This window comes from Marinobacter sp. HL-58, from assembly GCF_001314605.1.
In the GTDB taxonomy this organism is placed as follows: Bacteria; Pseudomonadota; Gammaproteobacteria; order Pseudomonadales; family Oleiphilaceae; genus Marinobacter.
Genome location: NZ_LIHP01000012.1, coordinates 225,222 through 244,429, shown reverse-complemented (window position 1 = coordinate 244,429; position 19,208 = coordinate 225,222). Strand labels below are relative to the sequence as shown.

Sequence of the window (19,208 nt, the reverse complement as noted above, 5' to 3'; positions counted from 1 at the left end):
TGCGGCTGTGCTGAACGTTATCCGGGCCGAGAGCAACGGGATCCCTGCCGGCGACCGCGGGCTGGCCTACGGCGACGGCCTGTTTGAAACCATCCACATGCGTGGTCGCAAAGCGGTGTTGCGGGCGTTTCACCTGGACCGGATGGTAGCGGATGCCGGGCGTTTGGACATACCGGTTCAGAGGGCTGAGCTGGATGCGGGCATAACGCAGGCAGGGGTTGACCAGGCAGTCGCTTTCCAGAGCGAGGACTGGGTGCTGAAGCTGATTCTGACCCGCGGCAGCGGTGGGCGCGGGTACCGGCCGCCTGAAAACAGCCGGCCCAACCTGATCGTGTTCGCATCACCCATGCCGCCGATTCCGGACAGCGCCGGTGTGGTGGCAGAGCTTTCCCGTTTTCCCCTGACCGTAAATCCGCAACTGGCCGGTATGAAAACCCTCAACCGGCTGGAACAGGTGATGGCGAGCCGCGAGTTTACCGGCCGCGAGTTCGAGCTGATCATGAGCGACACCGCCGGTAACCTGGTTGAGGGCACACGGACGAACCTGTTCATCAGGCTCGGGAACGAGTGGTTTACGCCTCCTGTCGAATGTCTTGCGGTGGCCGGTGTGATGCGGCGATACCTGATGGAATGCCTTGGCAGTGCCGGCTACTGTGTCCATGAGGAAAACCTGCCTCCCGCCATGCTCTCGTCGGAAAATTTCCGGGGCCTGTATCTGGCCAACAGTGTCGTGGGTATTGTTCCGGTTCGCAAACTGGGCGGTGTTGATTTGCCAGTGGAGGGTGGTATTGAGACAATCTGTGACCCTCTGAAAACTTTGGAATAAAACGCTTGTTCAAGAAGTTATTAATCAGTCTGTTTTGTTTGATCATTCTGGCCGTCGCCGGGGGTGCTCTCTGGGTATGGCAGGGGCTCCAGACCCTTGAGCAACCGGTAGCACTGGATGAGCCGGTGCTTTTCAGTGTTGCTTCCGGAAGTGGCTACGGGCAAGTGGCCCGCAAGCTCGAGGCTGATGGCCTCGCCGGTGACAGTCTGTGGCTCAGGGTCCATGGCAGGCTTTTCCCGGAACAGACTCGCCTCAAGGCCGGAGAATATGAGTTTACGCCGGGAATGAGCACCCTCGACATGATTTCCATGATGGTGGCCGGAGCGACCAAGCACTGGCAGATCCAGTTCATTGAGGGTTGGACCTTCCGGGATATGCGTCAGGCGCTGGCGGCCAGCGAGCGCCTGGAGCAGGTAACCACGGAGTGGACCGACGAGGAGATCATGGAGGCCGTGGGCGCCGAGGGCGAACATCCCGAGGGCCGTTTTTTCCCGGATACCTATCGGTTTACCAGTGATGAGTCTGACCTGGACCTGTTACGCCGCGCCTTCGGGCGCATGGAAGAGGTGCTGGCAGATGAGTGGGAATCCCGGGCGGAAAACCTGCCGTACGATTCACCTTACGAAGCGCTGATCATGGCCTCCATCGTGGAGCGTGAAACCGGCGCGGTCCATGAACGTCAGGAGGTGGCGGGTGTTTTTGTTCGCCGGCTGGAGAAAGGAATGCGCCTGCAGACGGACCCCACAGTGATTTATGGTATGGGTGACAGCTACCAGGGAAGGATCACCCGCCGGGATCTGCAGACACGAACAGACTACAACACCTACCGGATTGACGGACTGCCACCAACACCCATCGCATTGCCGGGAAAAGAAGCGATTCATGCGGCACTGAATCCCGCGGACGGGGATGCCCTGTATTTTGTTGCTCGCGGTGACGGTACCCACAAGTTTTCCCGCACCTTGCAGGAACATCAGAAGGCCGTGCGGGAATTTCAGCTGAACCGCCGCTCTGACTATCGTTCTTCGCCCGCTCCGGTTCCTGTTCCGGATACCGAGGACAGTGAGCAATGACCAGTCGAGGGCGCTTTATTACCTTTGAGGGCACTGAGGGCGTGGGTAAATCGACTCAGCTGGCGAATGCGGCAGGTACCCTGAAAGCACTGGGTGTCGACTATATTGTCACCCGGGAACCCGGCGGAACGCCCATGGCGGAGTCCATTCGCGAGTTGTTGCTGGCTCCCCGTGACGAGCCGGTCAATGACATGACCGAGCTGCTGCTGATGTTCGCTGCCCGTGCCCAGCATCTGCATACCCGTATACTGCCGGAACTCGAAGAAGGGCGCTGGGTATTGTGTGACCGCTTTACCGATGCCACGTTCGCCTACCAGGGAGGAGGGCGGGGCATGCCAGCCGAGAGCATTGCCCAGCTGGAGAACCTGGTTCAGGGGTGCTTTCGCCCGGACCATGTCATTTTGCTGGATGCACCGGTGGAAACCGGCATGACCCGTGCCCGCCACCGGGGCGAGCTTGATCGCTTTGAGCAGGAGGCCGTGGCGTTCTTTGAGCGCATACGCCAGACCTACCTTCGCCGTGCTGAAGCGGATCCTGCCCGCTACCACATAGTGGATGCAGCGCAGACTATGGAGGTGGTAAGCCGGGACGTGACAGAGCTGGTACGAGGGCTGGTCGATCGGGCCTGATCGTGCAAATTGCGCGGTGTTCTGCTTTAATTGAGTAACATTCTCAGTAAATCTCCGGATCGCCGGTATGTTGAACGCACGTTTGCTCAAGCTTCCAACGGCTTCCCATCACCATCGCCACGAGCATCACCAGATCGTGGTAGGGGTTCGCGGAGAGGCAGACCTGAACGTCGACGGTACCGGCTCCCACCTGGATACCTGGCGAGCGTGCCTGGTGCCAACCGAAGCCAGGCATGATTACTGCGGTGACCTCCAGAATCATGTTCTGGTGATCAACCTTGATCCCTACATGCCCGCTCTTAACAGCCCGGCCCACGGTGAATACGAAACACTGGCCCCGCTGTTCGAGAAGCCGCGTACACTGGTGCTGGATAGCAAGTTGCAGGGCCTGGTGCAGTTCGTGGCGGGAGAGTTTGACCGATCACCGGATAACGAAGGTATGAAGCGCCACATGGGTGCGAGCATCCTGCACTGCATGGCAGAGCGCCTGAATGATGGCCGGGATGTGCATCAGAACCGGCACGCCATCAGCCCGGATACCATTCGCCGCTATATCATGGAAAACATCCAGCGCAAGATCACCGTCAACGACCTTGCCGGTGTGGCCTGCCTCAGTGTCAGTCGTTTTCACGAAATGTTCCGGGAAGTGGTCGGTGTCACTCCGCATCAGTTCCTTCTGCAGACCCGCCTCGAACAGGCCGTGCAGTTACTCACCATGACGCCTCTGTCGGTATCGGAAGTCAGTTACCGAACCGGTTTCTCCTCCCAGAGTGCCCTCACCAATGCCCTCAGGAAGCATAAGGGCACGACCCCCTCCCGGCTGCGAACCAGCGGCAAAGTTGCCTGACTTGCTAAAAAAATCCTAATTCCGGATAAATTTACAAAATAATCGTAGGATTTTGTAAGTTTATGATCCGTAGTAATACTAACTTATGGGGGTAGCTGGTCATCATCAGGGCGCCGGACGGATTTGAGCGTGTTGTCTGACCCAAAAAGAACAAAGATTCCTGCATTCGGCGGTCACAGCCGGTGTCATCGACGAGGCGCTAACATGTTCAATGCAAGCAAGGTACTGGAGCCTGCATTTCAGGAACAGCCAAGATCCTTTTTCTGGCAGGGCATTATCGCCAACTACGCCGTCGATGAAACACGTTATCTCAACGAGCTGATTCCCCTGGCCCAGAGTGACGCCGCAGAACACCGGGCAGTCACGGAGATGGCCACCAGCCTGATCAGAAAGGTCAGGGAACAGGACGATTCCGTCCACATGATCGATGCTTTGCTTCAGGAATACAGCCTGGATACCCAGGAAGGTATTCTGCTGATGTGTCTGGCTGAGGCACTGATGCGTATCCCTGACAAGTACACCGCCGATGCCCTGATCCAGGATAAATTATCCGACGCCGACTGGAAAAAGCACGTTGGCCGAAGCGAATCAACGCTGGTCAACGCCTCTACCTGGGGGCTGCTTCTGACCGGGCGAGTGGTGAAAATGGACAAGCGCCTGGATGGCTCGCCCTCCAGCATCTGGCGACGCCTGGTCAAGCGCAGTGGCGAACCGGTAATTCGCAGTGCCATGTACCAGGCCATGGCGATTATGGGCAAGCAGTTCGTTCTCGGCCGGGACATCGATGAAGCCCTGAAGAATGCCCGCGAATCCCGGGACCTTGGTTACACCTATTCCTTCGATATGCTGGGCGAAGCGGCAATGACCAGCGACGATGCCGCCCGCTATCTGAAGGATTACATGGATGCCATTGAATCCGTCGGAAACGATACCTATGCCGGCAAACAGGCTCCGGCGCCTTCCATTTCCATCAAGCTCTCTGCGTTGCATCCCCGGTACGAAATGTCCCAGGAAGAACGTGTTTTGCGGGAACTTGGCGACACTCTGACCGATCTTCTGGCCTTTGCCCGCGAGAAGCAGGTATCGATAACGATCGATGCGGAGGAAATGGATCGACTGGAGATCTCCCTGAGGTTGTTCGAGAAGCTGTTTACCTCGCCGGTCGTCCGGGGGTGGGGCGGATTCGGGCTGGTTATCCAGGCCTACTCCAAACGGGCCCTGCCGGTTTTGTGCTGGCTTACCAAGCTGGCAAAGGAGCAGGGCGACGAGATTCCGGTCCGGCTGGTCAAAGGCGCTTACTGGGATACCGAAATCAAGATCTGCCAGCAGCTGGGGCTCGACAGCTATCCCGTTTTTACCCGTAAGGAAGCCACGGATACGTCCTACCTGGCGTGCCTGCGATTCCTGCTCAGCGGATATACCGACGGCGCGTTGTATCCACAGCTGGCCAGCCACAATGCACACACTGTGGCTTCGGTATTGGCCATGGCAAAGAACAAGCGACGCAGGATCGAGTTCCAGCGTCTGCACGGCATGGGCGATGCGCTCTACAACAGCATTCTCAGGGAGAACGACATACCGGTGCGTATCTACGCTCCCGTGGGTGCCCATAAGGATCTGTTGCCGTATCTGGTTCGTCGCCTGCTGGAGAATGGTGCCAACTCATCGTTTGTCCATCGTCTGGTGGATGCGGAGACCCCGGTTGATGACCTGGTCCAGAATCCGGTCCATCAACTCCAGAAATACGATTCGCTGCCCAACGACCGAATCCCGGCACCGACCCATATCTATGGTGACGAGCGTCGCAATTCCAGGGGCATCAATATCCATGTGGCCGCCCATCTTGATCCTTTGCTGAACCATCTGTCCCGCTGGTGGGAGCATAACTGGGAGGCGGCGCCGGTCATTGGTGGTGAAAAACGACGCCAGGGCAGCCCCGTGGAAGTGACCGCGCCCTACGACATCACCCAACCGGTGGGGCACGTGTACTGGAGCAGTGAAGAGCAGGCATCCGAAGCCCTGGAGGTGGCGGTAGCGGGTTTCCCGGCATGGCGGGAGCACCCGGTGGAAGACCGGGCGAGGTGCTTGGAAAAATACGGGGATCTGCTTGAAGCCAACATGGAAGAGCTTATGGCGATTTGCTGCCGTGAAGCAGGCAAAACCATGCAGGATGGCATAGATGAGGTCCGCGAAGCGGTGGACTTCTGCCGTTACTACGCGATCCAGGGCAGGGCCAGGTTCCGGGACGCCATGGCGTTGCCCGGGCCCACTGGCGAAAGTAATGAACTGTATATGGAGGGGCGTGGGGTATTTCTCTGCATCAGCCCCTGGAATTTTCCGCTGGCTATCTTTACCGGGCAGATCATGGCGGCGCTGGTGGCCGGTAATACCGTCATTGCCAAACCAGCGGAGCAGACAAGCCTGGTGGCAGGCCGTGCCGTTGAGCTGATGCTCGAGGCCGGATTCCCGCCTGATGTGATTCAACTTTTACCCGGTGATGGTGCAACAATCGGCGGCAAACTGACCCCGGACCCCAGGATTGCCGGCGTCGCCTTCACCGGTTCTACACAGGTAGCGCACATCCTGAACCGTGCCCTTTCCCAGCGACAGGGCGCCATCGTGCCCCTTATTGCTGAAACCGGTGGGCAGAATGCCATGATCGTGGACAGCAGTGCGTTACCGGAACAGGTGGTCAGGGATGTGATCCAGTCTGCCTTTGCCAGTGCGGGACAGCGTTGTTCGGCATTGCGTTTGCTTTATATTCAGAACGATGTGGCGGAACGGATGGAAAGTCTTCTGGCAGGGGCCATGCAGGAACTTTCCGTCGGCAATCCGGCATTATACAGCACCGATGTGGGGCCAGTGATCGATGATGAGGCGCGTTCGGCGCTGCAGTCACACCTCGCCGAGTTGAACAGGGGGGCGAGATTTATCGCCAGTACACCGTTGCCGGCTTCCTGTCAGTCCGGCTACTTCGTTCCCCCGTCAGCTTATGGCATTTCCGGCATAAATGAGCTTAAAAGCGAGCATTTCGGGCCGATTCTTCATGTAGTCCGCTACACTGCAGAGAAGCTGGATGATGTGATTGAGGAAATTAATGCGTCCGGATACGGGCTGACACTCGGTATCCACAGCCGCAGTGAATCCACGGCTGCTTATATCGAACGACAGGTGAAGGTCGGCAACACTTATGTGAATCGCAACCAGATTGGTGCGGTTGTCGGGGTACAGCCATTCGGTGGTCGGGGCTTGTCGGGTACCGGCCCCAAAGCAGGGGGCCCCCATTATCTTTTGCGGTTTGCCACCGAGCGGACACGAACCATTAATACGACAGCGGTCGGTGGAAATGCATCACTGCTGTCACTTGGTATTGAAAAGGTCTGAGGAGCGCTGGGCTCTGAAAGCACTCAGGAAGGAAAACGAAACAATAAGGAGGCAACACGGTTTTTTGATGTGGAGGCAGGCGTTATAGGCAGTAACGTCGTAATTGGTGAGTAAGAAAGGGAGTTAAAACAACAAAGGGTGCGTTTACCCTGATCTGCAGGGTATAGGCGCCAACCGGTCGGAGCTGAGTCCGTCCTATCTGAACTGGAGGAGTTTCATGGCTATTGGTGTATGGATCAGTCTGTTTCTTTATTTTGCGCTCATGATCGCCATCGGCGTTTATGCAATGCGCAGAGCTACGTCTTCATCCGAAGATTATATGTTGGGTGGACGCGCCCTCAGTCCAAAAGTGGCGGCGCTTTCAGCCGGTGCTTCAGACATGAGTGGCTGGTTGCTTCTGGGCTTGCCCGGGGCGTTGTTTGCATCGGGCCTTGGTTCGGCCTGGATTGGTATCGGCCTGCTTGTGGGTGCGTTCTTCAACTGGACGCTGGTTGCGCCACGGCTTCGTGAACAGACTGTTCATTATGGCAACGCGATTACCATCCCGTCTTTCCTGGCAAACCGGTTCCCGACTCAGGCGCTTTCCCTGCGTACCGTGTCCGCGATCGTTATCGTTATCTTCTTCGCGGTCTACACCGCATCCGGCCTGGTAGCTGGCGGCAAGCTGTTCGAAAGCGCGTTCTCCGGAATCTTCAACTTCGGTGGTATGAGTGACTATGGTGCGGGTATCGTCATCACCCTGGGTGTGGTACTTGCCTATACGGTTGTTGGTGGCTTCCTGGCCGTAAGCATGACCGACTTTGTCCAGGGCTGCATCATGATGCTGGCGCTGGTGATCATGCCGGCGGTTGTACTCTTCGGCGAAGGCGGCGGCGGGTTCGCCCAGGCGGCACAGACTCTGAATGAGGAAGATCCGAACATACTGTCGTGGACGGAAGGACTGACCTTCATTGGTTGGCTCTCTGCGGTGACCTGGGGCCTGGGTTACTTCGGCCAGCCGCACATCATCGTACGTTTCATGGCGATCCGTACCCTGAAAGAAGTGCCAATTGCCCGTAATATCGGCATGTCATGGATGCTTATTTCACTGATCGGTGCAGTCTCTCTGGGCGTGTTTGGCCGGGCTTATGCATTACGCAACGGTATGGATGTAGAGGATCCTGAAACCATCTTCATCATTCTGGCGGACATGCTGTTCCACCCGCTGATTACCGGCTTCCTCTATGCGGCTCTTCTTGCGGCTGTCATGAGCACCATCTCCAGTCAGCTGCTGGTGTCTTCGTCTTCACTGACAGAGGACTTCTATCGCCTGTTCCTGCGTAAGGAAGCGGACGACAAGGAATGCGTAAGGGTCGGCCGGATCTGTGTTGTCATTGTCGGGCTGGTTGCTGCGGTCATCGCCTCCGATCCGGACTCGCAGGTTCTTGCTCTGGTCAGTAACGCCTGGGCCGGCTTCGGTGCTGCCTTCGGTCCGCTGATCATCCTGTCCCTGATGTGGTCCCGCACCAACGGCGCTGGTGCTATCGCCGGTATGGTCGTCGGCGCGGCCACCGTCATGTTCTGGATCTCTATGGGCTGGAACGCAGAGTTCATGGGTGGTCCAGGTGTGTACGAAATCATTCCCGGCTTCATCCTGTCTATGATCTCCATACTGGTGGTCAGCAGCGTGACTGCCGATGCTGGCGAATATCAGCACATCACCCGGTAAGACAGAGCGCTTACAAGGCTCTGAGTAAAGACAGGGGCTCCTTCGGGGGCCCCTTTTTTTGTTTTTTGGGCTTGTTGCTGAGGGGGCTGGGCCCGCCGCGGGGTACCTTTTCTTCTGGGAAAAAGAACTCGCTGCGCTCAGACACCTTTTTCCCGGCAGAAAAGGCACCCCACACCAGGCCCGAACGGACTTCAATGGATCACGCTAGACCATAAAACTGCAGCCCATTTGATCGGGAACCGCTGCTTATACACTTGGCAAGAGGCATTTTACTGGGGGTAGGCGGCCCCACAAATAAGTGACTAGCAGGTAGAAATATCCGCGAGGTCAAGCCGGGCACGGGGTGGGGATACCTTTTCTGCCAGAAAAAGGTGTCTGAGCGCAGCGAGTTCTTTTTCCAAAGAAAAGGTATCCCCACCGCGGGCCCAGCCCAGGATCTCGCAGGCTACTTATACACTGCCAGCCACAAAAAAACGCCAGCCCGAAGGCTGGCGTTTTCATGGAGCTAAACCTTGAAGGTCAGATCTTAAGCAACGTTCGCTTCAGATGCCTTCTTGGTGTAGTTCTCCATCTGGTCGAAGTTGAGATACTTGTAGATCTCTTTCGACATGCTGTTCAGGTCCTTGGCGTACTCCATGTACTCCTCCGGGGAGGGCAGTTTGCCCAGCACCGCACCCACAGCCGCCAGTTCCGCGGAGGTCAGGTACACATTGGCACCATCGCCGAGGCGGTTGGGGAAGTTGCGGGTGGATGTGGACAGCACGGTGGACTTGGCGGCCACGCGAGCCTGGTTACCCATGCACAGGGAACAGCCCGGCATCTCGGTGCGCACACCGGCGGTGCCGTAGGTGTTGAAGTAGCCTTCTTCCATCAGTTGGGCCTGGTCCATCTTGGTTGGCGGAGACATCCAGAGCCGGGTCTTCAGCGGCTCCTTGTTCATCTCCAGCAACTTGCCAGCGGCACGGAAGTGGCCGATGTTGGTCATGCAGGAACCGATGAACACTTCGTCCACCTTGTCGCCCGACACTTCCGACAGGAACTTGGCATCGTCCGGATCGTTCGGGCAGCAGACGATCGGCTCCTTGATCTCGGCCAGGTCGATTTCCACCACGTGGGCGTATTCGGCATCCTTGTCGGCACGCATCAGCTTCGGATCAGCAAGCCACTCTTCCATCTGCTGGGCACGACGCTCCAGAGTACGCGGGTCGCCGTAACCTTCGGCAATCATCCAGCGCAGCATGGTGATGTTGGAACGCAGGTATTCGGCCACTGACTCTTCAGACAGGTTGATGGTGCAACCGGCTGCGGAACGCTCGGCGGAGGCGTCGGACAGTTCGAACGCCTGCTCAACGGTCAGATGCTCCAGGCCTTCGATTTCCAGGATGCGGCCGGAGAATTCGTTGATCTTGCCTTTCTTTTCAACCGTCAGCATGCCCTGCTTGATGCCGTACAGCGGAATGGCGTGTACCAGGTCACGGAGGGTGATGCCCGGCTGCATTTCGCCCTTGAAGCGAACCAGAACGGATTCCGGCATATCCAGCGGCATAACGCCCGTGGCTGCTGCGAAGGCTACCAGGCCGGAACCGGCCGGGAAGGAAATGCCCATGGGGAAGCGGGTGTGGGAGTCACCACCGGTGCCCACGGTGTCTGGCAGCAGCATGCGGTTCAGCCAGGAGTGGATGATACCGTCGCCCGGGCGCAGGGAAACACCGCCACGGGTGCGGATGAAGTCCGGCATGGTGTGCTGCATTTCCACGTCAACCGGCTTCGGATAGGCCGCGGTGTGACAGAAGGACTGCATCACCAGGTCCGCCTGGAAGCCGAGGCACGCCAGGTCTTTCAGTTCATCACGGGTCATCGGGCCAGTGGTGTCCTGGGAGCCGACGGTGGTCATGTGCGGTTCGCAGTAGGTGCCGGGACGAACGCCTTTGCCTTCTTCCAGGCCGCAGGCCTTGCCGACCATCTTCTGGCCCAGGGTGAAGCCCTTGGTGCCGGCTTCGGGATCGTTGGGCAGACGGAAGACGTCAGTAGCGCCCAGGCCAAGAGCGGTGCGGGCCTTGTTGGTCAGGCCTCGGCCGATGATCAGCGGGATGCGGCCGCCAGCCTGGACTTCGTCCAGGATCACGTCGGACTTGAACTTGAACTCGGAGATGGTCTCACCGGCCTCGTTCAGGATCTTGCCTTCGTACGGGCGGATCTCGATCACGTCGCCCATGTTCATGTTGTCGACCGGTGCCTCGAATACCAGGGCGCCGGCGTCTTCCATGGTGTTGAAGAAGATCGGGGCAACCTTGTTACCGATACAGACACCGCCGGCGCGCTTGTTGGGAACGCCAGGAATGTCCTCACCGAAGAACCACAGAACCGAGTTGGTGGCAGACTTCCGTGAAGAACCGGTACCGACCACGTCACCAACGAAGGCAACGGGCAGGCCCTTGGACTTGATTTCTTCGATCTGGCTCATGGGACCGGTAACGCCGGGCTCTTCCGGCTGCAGGCCTTCACGGGGCATTTTGTAGGCGGCACGGGCGTGCAGCGGAATGTCCGGACGGGACCAGGCATCGGGAGCCGGAGATAGGTCGTCGGTGTTGGTTTCGCCGGTGACCTTGAACACGACCATTTTGGTGCTCTCGGGAACCTTCTTCTTGTTAGTGAACCACTCGGCGTTGGCCCAGGATTCTATAACGTCTTTGGCTACGGCATTGCCGGCGTCCATCTTCTCTTTAACGTCATTGAAGGCATCGAACATCAGCAGGGTGTGCTTGAGTTCTTCGCCGGCCAGTTCGGCCAGCTCGCTGTCGTCGAGAAGGTCAACCAGAGTGGCGATGTTGTAACCACCCTGCATCATGCCCAGCAACTGTACGGCTTTCTTCTTGTCGATCAGCGGAGAAGTGGCCTCTCCTTTGACAATCGCGGACAGGAAAGCAGCCTTGACATAGGCGGCTTCGTCAACGCCCGGCGGAATACGGTTTTCCAGAAGATAAACGAGAGTTTCTTCTTCACCGGCCGGGGGATTTTTCAGCAGCTCGACCAGCGCGGCAGTCTGCTCGGGATTCAGAGGCTTGGGGGGAATTCCCAGAGCTTCGCGTTCTGCAACGTGTTCACGATAGGCTTCTAACACGATATGGACCCTCATCAGTTGGAATGTCCCGCGCCGTGGCGTCTTTGCCTGGCGGGAGTTTTATGGCGAAAAGGCGTTAAGTTGGCGCTGCATTCTATAGGAAACCCCTTATAAAGTTAAGTTGGACAGAGGTCGGAGGTCTCTGTTAAGTGATGTATACTTGGGCCCCCGAAAATCTGACCTGCTGTGAACCATGACTGATGTACTGAGCGCCATCCACGAATTCCTGCCCTGCAGAACCCCCAAGCGCTGGATTGAAAATGCCCTGGCCAACCAGGACCTGATGCTGATCGACCACGCCCATTGCGAGAAAAAGGCGGCCTCGACAGCGCTGAGCCTGATGTATCGGTATGTGGACAACACCGACCTGCTCAACAAGATGTCCCGCCTGGCCCGTGAAGAATTGCGCCATTTCGAGCAGGTACTGGCGATCATGAAAAAGCGCAAGGTTCGCTATGATCACCTGACGCCGGCACGCTATGCCGCGGGCCTCAGAAAGGAGGTGAGGGCAGAGGACCCGGGTCGTCTGGTGGATGTTCTTGTCGTGGGTGCGATTATTGAGGCCCGCTCATGTGAGCGCTTCGCCGCTCTGGCCCCCCACCTTGATGACAAGCTAGCGGATTTCTACACGGGGTTACTGAAATCCGAGGCACGGCACTATCAGGATTACCTGACGCTGGCCGAGCAGGCCGCCGGGGGGGCTATTGATGATCGCATTGAGGCGTTTCTGACGATCGAGAAGTCCCTGATCGAGTCTCCGGATACTGAATTCCGGTTCCACAGCGGGCCCGTGGCCTGATCCGGTTTTCGCGGCAAGGGGCGCTAAAGTTCCCGGCAAAGCTCCATCCATCGATCAATCCCTGCGCTGCGATACTTCTGCCTGTGCAGGATGAAGTAGAACTGGCGGTCGAACTGCCGGTGTTCAGGTACCGTCAGGGGAACCAGTGAGCCTCGCCGGAAGGCATCCGCGAGGCATACCTGCGACAGGCAGCCGATGCCGAGGTTGGCTTCCACCGCCCGTTTGATGGCTTCGGTATGCTCCAGTTCCAGCCGTATGTTCAGGTCAGGAAGCAGCCCGTGCATGCCCCGCTCGAAGGTCTGTCGGGTACCGGAGCCAGGCTCCCGCATAACCCAGGTGGCGGATAGCAGGTCTTCGTCCGAAAGCGTCGCCTTTTCTGCAAAGGGATGCTCCGGCGAGCAGAATACCACCAGCTCATCACTTCGCCAGGGAATGACTTCCAGCTCGGAAGACTGCAACTCACCTTCGATCAGCCCGATGTCCAGCTCAAAATCACTGACCCGTTTGGCAATGGTGCGCGTATTGGCAACCTCAAGGGCCACTTTGGGGTGTGTAGGGGTATTCATGTATTGGGCCATCACACCCACGGCCAGATAGTTACCGATAGTAAGGGTGGCGCCAACCTTCAGCTCACCGATTTCGGTATGCTTGCTGAAAGCCTGCTCCAGTTCGCCGGCCCTGGCCAGCAGGGCCTCTACCTTTGGGCGGTACAGGCGGCCCAGCTCGTTGAGCTGGAGACGTTTGCCCACGCGATCAAAGAGCTGGATATTGAACTGGCTTTCCAGTTCTTTCAGCGCACTGCTGGCAGCAGACTGGGACATGGCCAGGGAGTTCGCCGCACGGGTGATATTCTGGAAATGTGCGGCGGCGAGAAAAACCTCTAACTGGCGGAAACTGAACTTCATAATCGATAAACCCGAATAAGGTTATGAAAATATCCCATTTTGTCGATAGGTTACCTGTGGGTTATTATTTACACAATGATTTTCATTCACTTGCTAACGGCTACTGAACGGGCGATACCATGAGCAACCTCAACAAAGAGCGTGTAACAAGTGTTCGTCACTGGAACGACACCCTCTTCAGCTTTACCACTACCCGTGATCCCGGATTCCGGTTCAAGAACGGCCATTTTACGATGATAGGCCTGGAAACCGATGGCAAGCCACTGATGCGTGCTTACAGTATCGCCAGTGCCAACTATGAGGAAGAGCTTGAGTTCTTTTCCATCAAGGTACAGGACGGCCCACTGACATCGCGCCTGCAGAAAATCCAGGTTGGCGATGAAATCATGGTCAGCCGCAAACCCACCGGTACCCTGATCATGGACAATCTGCTGCCGGGCAAAAACCTGTGGCTGATCAGCACGGGCACAGGGCTGGCACCGTTTATCAGCATCATAAAGGACCCGGAAGTGTACGAGGCCTTTGACAAGGTGATTGTCACCCATGGCGTGCGCTACAAGTCGGAACTGGCGTACCAGGAAGAGATCGAAGAACTGCCGAACAACGAATTCTTCGGTGAGATGGTGGAAGGCAAGCTGCTGTACTATCCCACGGTAACCCGTGAGGACTTCCGTAACACCGGGCGGCTGACCGACGCCATGGAAAACGGCAAGCTCACCAAAGACCTGGGCCTGCCGGAGTTTGATCTGGAAAACGACCGCTTCATGGTGTGTGGCAGCCCGAGCATGCTGAAAGACACTTGCGCCATCCTCAACAACATGGGCTTCAAGGAAGCACGTCACGGTAACCTTGGGCACTATGTCATCGAAAGGGCGTTTGTGGAGCAGTGATGGGCGGCTTTCGCCGACTGCAACTTCCGATGGTCCCGAGACCCCGGAGCGAGAGCTTCGGGGTTTTTGCATTCTGTGGTTTGACGAAAGGATGGCACCGTTGCCGGCGTGATGGTAATCAACGTATTCTCAGGCAGTACAGGCTGAAACCAATGAGCCAGAGGTGGGTGTTTGAAAAAAGCCATGTTGATCCTTGGTGTAGCGTTGCTGGTTGCTGCGCTAGCCAGTTATGCCTCGCGGCCAGTGCCGATTGAGCAAAAGCTCATTTCGATTCAGGCCAGGGAGGTAATGCCCGGATTTGACGATATCGGGGGTGAGCCCATTGAGGTTCAGGCGGCCATCCTGGACCTGGGTGATGATCCCCTGGTGTTGCTCAAGGCGCGGGCAGCGTTGCTTGCCTATCCTGAAATGGCCCGTACCATCCTTCCACTTTACGCTTCCGAGCCGGAGTTCCGCGAGGTCTTGCGCCGATACGGTGAGAACGCCTTGCCGCCCATCCATTACTTTATCCAGCATCCGGTCAGTTCTGTCGAGTGGATGAACAAGGCAGCCCGCCAGTATGAGCGTGCCAGGGATTACATTGCACAGCTCAGAGGCAAGGATGTCGAACCGGGGCAGGAAGCCGACCCTCTGACGCCGGAAGAGCGTGGCTGGTACGCCGTGAATTTCATACGCAATGAAGGGCATGATTTTCTCGGGCAGTTTGTGGTGGATGCCAGCGGCCAGACCCAGTGGGTACAGACGGAACGGATCACTGAAGGCATAACCCAGTTCTTTACCAGTGGTGTGCGACAACTGGAGGCGAACTACCGAACCGGCGAAGATATTTCTGTCAGTGATATCGGCTGGGCGTCCGTGGATGTGCTGGTATTTGGCAGCGCGGTCAAGGTACTACGGGCTGGCCGCACGGCAGCAAAGGCTACCCAGGGTGCCCGGCTTTCCACCCGGTCCGCCGCGTTGGCGGCGCGTATTACCGGTAGCGGGCGGCTGATCCTCCGTAGCGCACGCTATGCCAGATGGCCTGTTATCGTGGGTGCAGGGTACCTGGTGGTTACCCATCCCAGTCTGATTAATGACTTCTTTGCCGGTGTGGCGGATGTGCTGGGTGTTTCTCCGATGTTGATCCAGCTGGCGGGCTGGCTGTTGATTCTGGTGCCGGCTTTTTACCTGGCGAGCTGGTTACTGTGGCCAGCCATAGCCCTGCTGAAAGGTTTGCTGGCTGTAATGTACCGATTGGCCGGCCACAAGCCCGGCTATTTTTCCGGACCTCTGTAGATCCGGACGTGCAGCAGATCAGCGCAACCAGTTTCGCAGTTTGATCACCAGCACTTCTGCGTTGGTCAGTTCCCGGCGGCGCTCCAGCAGTTCGGCAAGAACATCGGGCCGGTCAGTAATGATGTTGTCCACGCCCATGTCGATAAAGCGTGACATCGCGTCCGGGCTGTTGACCGTCCAGACATGAAGCTCATTGCCGGATTGATGTGTTCGCGCAACCGTGGCGGGCGTTACCCTGTTTTGCCGAAGACCGAGAATATCAAAGCCCTCTTCCCAGAGCGGGCCAACAATAAACTGTGCCAGCAGGGTGGTCTTCAGGGACGGCTCCAGGCGGCGTGCTTCCGCCAGGACATACCACTCGGCGGCTGCTATCACGGTACCGTCAACGGCATCCATTTTCTGCAGAAGGCTGACCACTTCGCGGGTCAGCTCCGGTGTTTCAGGATCGGGTTTTATATCGACGTAAAGTCTGGCCCTGCCCCTTGTGATATTGATGACTTCTTCCAGTGTGGCGATTCGCTCACCGCTGAAACCCGGACTGAACCAGGCGCCTGCGTCCCTTTCCCTTGCTTCTTCCAGCGTGATGTCGGAGATCTTGCCGTCAAGACCGAATACTCGCCTCATGTCGGTATCGTGCCAGAGTACGGGTACGCCATCGGCGGTCATGCGGAGGTCTATCTCGATATAGTCGGCACCATCGTCAATGGCCTGTTCTATGGCACTGAGGGTATTCTCCGGAGCCTTGAACGCACTGCCTCTGTGGGCGGTTATGGAAACCTCGTCCTGCTGCTCGAAGGACTGAATCACCAGCCAGGCCTGTCCCACGGCCAGTAAAATAACGAGCAGCTCCGCTGTCCAGGCCATGGGGCCGGCCTGTCTGGGAAGAGGTTTCATGGAAACCCGTTGATGATGGCCGGTAGCACGCCGGTAAACGCTGAAAATGAGCATGCTATAGGCAGCGATGGCGATAAATGCCAGCGTGATGGTAAAAAGAATGTACAGCGAGACAAAGATAAGGGTCGCCGGCATCAGAACATCCATACGTTCCGGCAAACGGGGCAGCAGGTGGCCGCCAATGGTCTGGAACAGCAGCGTTACCAGAATGGGGAGGACCAACAGGCCTGCAAGACCTGTTATCAGGGCTCCGGTAGCGGGCAGGCGCTGGCCATGGACGTAGTGACTGCTTTGCCGCAGTGCCTCCTTGGCCCCCAGGTTGTCCAGCAGCAACAGGGGAACGGAAAGAATCCAGCGCAGATAGAGCCAGCCGTTGCACAGGGCAATGCCCAGGGCTGCAATGGTCGATATGCCCATGAACCACCAGACCACCGGCGGCCGCTCCAACCGCAGGTAGTAGATGTCGTGAGGTGACAGCAAGAACTGGTAGGCGAGAATAATCACCAGCAGAAAGGGCATTGCCACCAGGAGATGGCCGCCAACCTGCAGCAGTGCCAGGGCTGAAAGCTTACGGATGCGTCGGGCAAGGGCCCAGAGCGCTGAAACCGCTATCCGGTATTCCCTGTGCCCGCTCGAAGCGGCAATCCAGGTCATGCCTGCCTGTTGCAGTATCACCAGCAGAGCGGCAATGGCGGCGGTGGCAGCAACCCAGATCAGCCCCCCGGGGGACGCAATGAACTGCACTAGGCCGCCGGTACTGATGGCAGCCTGCCCGGTGACCGGGCGAAGCGCTGCCAGTGCGCCGGAGAATACCGGTGTCAGTGCCGCAAGGGTGAGACCGCTGAAAAACAGATAAAAGGTCAGCAAGCTTCTGCGGTGGATATGAAGAAACGCCAGGGTGTGCAGTGCAAGAATCTTCATTCAGGTTAGGATCTCCCGGTTTGAAGTTTCTGCTTCATGGATTTTCAACAGGTTTCATATCGGCAGCATTGTTGAACAGTGCTGTACGTTCCTCGAAGGTAAGAAACGGATCAACATTGGTCTGCTCCTCCAGTGAACCGAACAACCGTTCCGGGTTGAAATTCCACGTGCTGCAGTTAGTCATCAGTTCACTGCAGCTCAGCAACTGCCCCGACTCCCTCAGAAAGTATTTCAGCCCGGTGTAGGTATCGGCAAGCAGCAGGTCCCGCTCTGCGTTCTTCTGCCGGACCAGCAGGCTTCTTCCGATCATGTCGCCGGTTTCTTTGCCCAGCCCGGTGGTGTCCAGTATCGTCGGGGGAACGTCAATCTGGGCGACAATCTGGTTCTCGGGGGCATAGCGATCCAGTGAATCTCCGTCGGGAGGCCTCACCGCCAGTACCCCGACATTGCTGTTAAGTGGCACGGATTCGGGATCCTGTCTGATAAATCCTCCGGATTCGTCGGAGGTGAGGATTACCATCGTGTCGTCAAGAATGCCCCCGGCACCGAGGTCATCAAGAAACCGGTTCAATGACTCTTCCATGGTTTTCATGGCTTTTCGACGAGCTTCCTGGGGCTCTGCCCGGGCAAGCTCTTCAAGATCTTCCCTGTCAAACTCCTGGTTCTCCCCGTCAGTGTCTCCGGTATTGAACGGGTGGTGAGTGCCCACGTTGAGCAGTGTGACCATCCATGGGGTGGCGGTGGAATCCAGGTCGCGAAGGCGTTCAGCGATGTTGCTGAAATACTCCGGATCGGGTGGGCCCCAACCTTCAATTTCTTCCCCCTCAGCGGTGAAAACTTCTGCGCCGGTCACGTCCTTGAATCCAACTCGTGGCATGAAGTCACCTTTCTGCATGTAATCCAGCGGCGCAGCCTGCCAGTAAGCGGTGGTGTATCCGTTTTCCTGGAGTCGTGCCGGCATGCAGTCCGCGCTTGCCCGGTCTTCGGCCACATCCACCATTTTTCTGGATTGCCTGCGAAAATCCGGGTATTCACCGCAGAGAATGGAAAAGGTTCCCCTGTCTGTCTGCCGTTCCATGCTCAGGGCGTTGCGGTAGATGCGGAATCCATGCCGGTCGAGATTTTCCTCAAGGCTGTGCAGTTCAACGGAGGGGTCCAGATCGTGGTATTCACTCACACTTGGAAAATAGCCGGCCGACAAGCCTTCAATCATGATCAGCAACACGTTGGGTTGATCGTCCACATCAGGAGCGGCCATCTGCTGGTGGAAGAAGTTGGTGTCGTCCCGAACCTCCTGTGGGCTTTCTGCTTGTTCATTTTCCTCAGTGACTGACGCTGCGAAAGGAGTGGTAAGGGCCCCTGGAATCTGGGAAAAGAAACTGGCTACCAGGTTGTTGGTTGGTGTTGTGAGGCTCTGGAAGGATACGCTGTAGACCGCTATAACCAGCGCTGCGAATGCAGCCAGCCCTTTTCTGCCCACGACAGGATCATTCACTAACCGGCGATGCAGCCAGTGGAGAGTCCAGGCCAGAACCAGGTATACCGGAAGCAGCAGTGAATGCCTGTTGAGAAGGCTTCCGGTCACGAAGGTCGGGTCCACACCTTTGCCGATGAGCGATAGCTGAAACAGCGTACCGTGGACAGTCAGGTGCATGCCGGCTACAAAAGCTGCACAGCCGAGCAGCAGGATCAGCAGCACCCTGAACGCCCCTGCCGTGATGGTCAGCAAAACCGCCAGAACCAATGCCCCGGCCAGATCACTGGCAATCATGCCCACAGGGTTTGGCCAGATACCGCTTTGCAGAATATGGCTTGCCCTGACAATCAGCAGCCAGCAAAGTGCAAGGGGCACGGTGCGTGCGAAATGTCGGGTATAAAGCCCAGAGAAAAATGCCATAGTATTATCCGGTGTCTGCCACGGGTTCCGGCTGCCAGT

At 57.4% G+C, this 19,208-nt stretch carries 13 protein-coding genes; 9 read left to right on the top strand and 4 right to left on the bottom strand.

Annotated features, from left to right (window positions below; all coding sequences use genetic code 11):
* The first annotated feature begins 7 nt into the window (after positions 1–7).
* The 6 genes from pabC to putP all read left to right on the top strand — a co-directional run bounded on the left by pabC (position 8) and on the right by putP (position 8,467).
* Positions 8–826 carry an aminodeoxychorismate lyase gene (gene pabC / locus HLUCCO03_RS11615; RefSeq protein WP_027832448.1) on the top strand — a complete coding sequence of 273 codons (819 nt, stop codon included), beginning with the start codon at positions 8–10 and terminating at the stop codon, positions 824–826.
* A 5-nt stretch (positions 827–831) separates the two neighbouring features.
* Positions 832–1,899: an endolytic transglycosylase MltG gene (mltG, locus tag HLUCCO03_RS11610; protein ID WP_027832447.1), complete on the top strand. Its 1,068-nt coding sequence runs from the start codon at positions 832–834 to the stop codon at positions 1,897–1,899.
* Positions 1,896–2,528 carry a dTMP kinase gene (gene tmk, locus HLUCCO03_RS11605; protein ID WP_027832446.1) on the top strand — a complete coding sequence of 211 codons (633 nt, stop codon included), beginning with the start codon at positions 1,896–1,898 and terminating at the stop codon, positions 2,526–2,528. Before mltG ends, tmk begins: the two co-directional genes overlap by 4 nt.
* A 67-nt stretch (positions 2,529–2,595) precedes the next feature.
* Complete coding sequence (locus HLUCCO03_RS11600) at positions 2,596–3,375, top strand: AraC family transcriptional regulator (RefSeq protein WP_027832445.1); 780 nt, start codon at positions 2,596–2,598, stop codon at positions 3,373–3,375.
* 204 nt (positions 3,376–3,579) lie between these two features.
* Entirely contained in the window at positions 3,580–6,759 is a 3,180-nt protein-coding gene (putA, locus tag HLUCCO03_RS11595) for a bifunctional proline dehydrogenase/L-glutamate gamma-semialdehyde dehydrogenase PutA (protein ID WP_027832444.1), read from the top strand.
* Positions 6,760–6,976: 217 nt separating this feature from the next.
* Positions 6,977–8,467, top strand: a complete 1,491-nt coding sequence (gene putP, locus HLUCCO03_RS11590; protein ID WP_027832443.1) for a sodium/proline symporter PutP — start codon at positions 6,977–6,979, stop codon at positions 8,465–8,467.
* Between the two features lie 526 nt (positions 8,468–8,993).
* Here the strand turns inward: putP and HLUCCO03_RS11585 are convergent.
* Positions 8,994–11,588 (bottom strand): bifunctional aconitate hydratase 2/2-methylisocitrate dehydratase, encoded by a 2,595-nt coding sequence (locus HLUCCO03_RS11585; RefSeq protein WP_027832442.1) that lies wholly within the window; start codon positions 11,586–11,588, stop codon positions 8,994–8,996.
* A 193-nt stretch (positions 11,589–11,781) separates the two neighbouring features.
* Between HLUCCO03_RS11585 and HLUCCO03_RS11580 the strand changes: the two genes are divergently transcribed.
* Positions 11,782–12,387 (top strand): tRNA isopentenyl-2-thiomethyl-A-37 hydroxylase MiaE, encoded by a 606-nt coding sequence (locus tag HLUCCO03_RS11580; protein WP_027832441.1) that lies wholly within the window; start codon positions 11,782–11,784, stop codon positions 12,385–12,387.
* 23 nt (positions 12,388–12,410) lie between these two features.
* Here the strand turns inward: HLUCCO03_RS11580 and HLUCCO03_RS11575 are convergent, their stop codons facing one another.
* Positions 12,411–13,292, bottom strand: coding sequence for a LysR substrate-binding domain-containing protein (locus HLUCCO03_RS11575; RefSeq protein WP_027832440.1), 882 nt, complete (start codon positions 13,290–13,292; stop codon positions 12,411–12,413).
* A gap of 119 nt (positions 13,293–13,411) precedes the next feature.
* On the opposite strand from HLUCCO03_RS11575, the gene HLUCCO03_RS11570 reads away from it, so the two are divergent.
* Entirely contained in the window at positions 13,412–14,182 is a 771-nt protein-coding gene (locus tag HLUCCO03_RS11570; protein ID WP_027832439.1) for a ferredoxin--NADP reductase, read from the top strand.
* A gap of 171 nt (positions 14,183–14,353) precedes the next feature.
* Positions 14,354–15,457, top strand: a complete 1,104-nt coding sequence (locus HLUCCO03_RS11565; protein ID WP_051603889.1) for a hypothetical protein — start codon at positions 14,354–14,356, stop codon at positions 15,455–15,457.
* An 18-nt stretch (positions 15,458–15,475) separates the two neighbouring features.
* On the opposite strand, the gene HLUCCO03_RS11560 is transcribed toward HLUCCO03_RS11565, so the two are convergent.
* Positions 15,476–17,272: a glycerophosphodiester phosphodiesterase family protein gene (locus HLUCCO03_RS11560; protein ID WP_027832437.1), complete on the bottom strand. Its 1,797-nt coding sequence runs from the start codon at positions 17,270–17,272 to the stop codon at positions 15,476–15,478.
* 34 nt (positions 17,273–17,306) lie between these two features.
* The gene (locus HLUCCO03_RS11555; protein ID WP_027832436.1) at positions 17,307–19,169 is read right to left on the bottom strand and encodes a sulfatase-like hydrolase/transferase; all 1,863 of its coding nucleotides are present in this window, start codon (positions 19,167–19,169) and stop codon (positions 17,307–17,309) included.
* Positions 19,170–19,208: the final 39 nt, after the last annotated feature.

Excerpts from the sequence above, each read along its gene's own strand:
- HLUCCO03_RS11575 (WP_027832440.1), bottom strand. The coding sequence starts at position 13,292 with ATGAAGTTCAGTTTCCGCCAGTTAGAGGTTTTTCTCGCCGCCGCACAT.
- tmk (WP_027832446.1), top strand. The coding sequence starts at position 1,896 with ATGACCAGTCGAGGGCGCTTTATTACCTTTGAGGGCACTGAGGGCGTG.
- putP (WP_027832443.1), top strand. The coding sequence starts at position 6,977 with ATGGCTATTGGTGTATGGATCAGTCTGTTTCTTTATTTTGCGCTCATG.
- HLUCCO03_RS11570 (WP_027832439.1), top strand. The coding sequence starts at position 13,412 with ATGAGCAACCTCAACAAAGAGCGTGTAACAAGTGTTCGTCACTGGAAC.
- HLUCCO03_RS11600 (WP_027832445.1), top strand. The coding sequence starts at position 2,596 with ATGTTGAACGCACGTTTGCTCAAGCTTCCAACGGCTTCCCATCACCAT.
- HLUCCO03_RS11555 (WP_027832436.1), bottom strand. The coding sequence starts at position 19,169 with ATGGCATTTTTCTCTGGGCTTTATACCCGACATTTCGCACGCACCGTG.
- HLUCCO03_RS11580 (WP_027832441.1), top strand. The coding sequence starts at position 11,782 with ATGACTGATGTACTGAGCGCCATCCACGAATTCCTGCCCTGCAGAACC.
- HLUCCO03_RS11560 (WP_027832437.1), bottom strand. The coding sequence starts at position 17,272 with ATGAAGATTCTTGCACTGCACACCCTGGCGTTTCTTCATATCCACCGC.
- putA (WP_027832444.1), top strand. The coding sequence starts at position 3,580 with ATGTTCAATGCAAGCAAGGTACTGGAGCCTGCATTTCAGGAACAGCCA.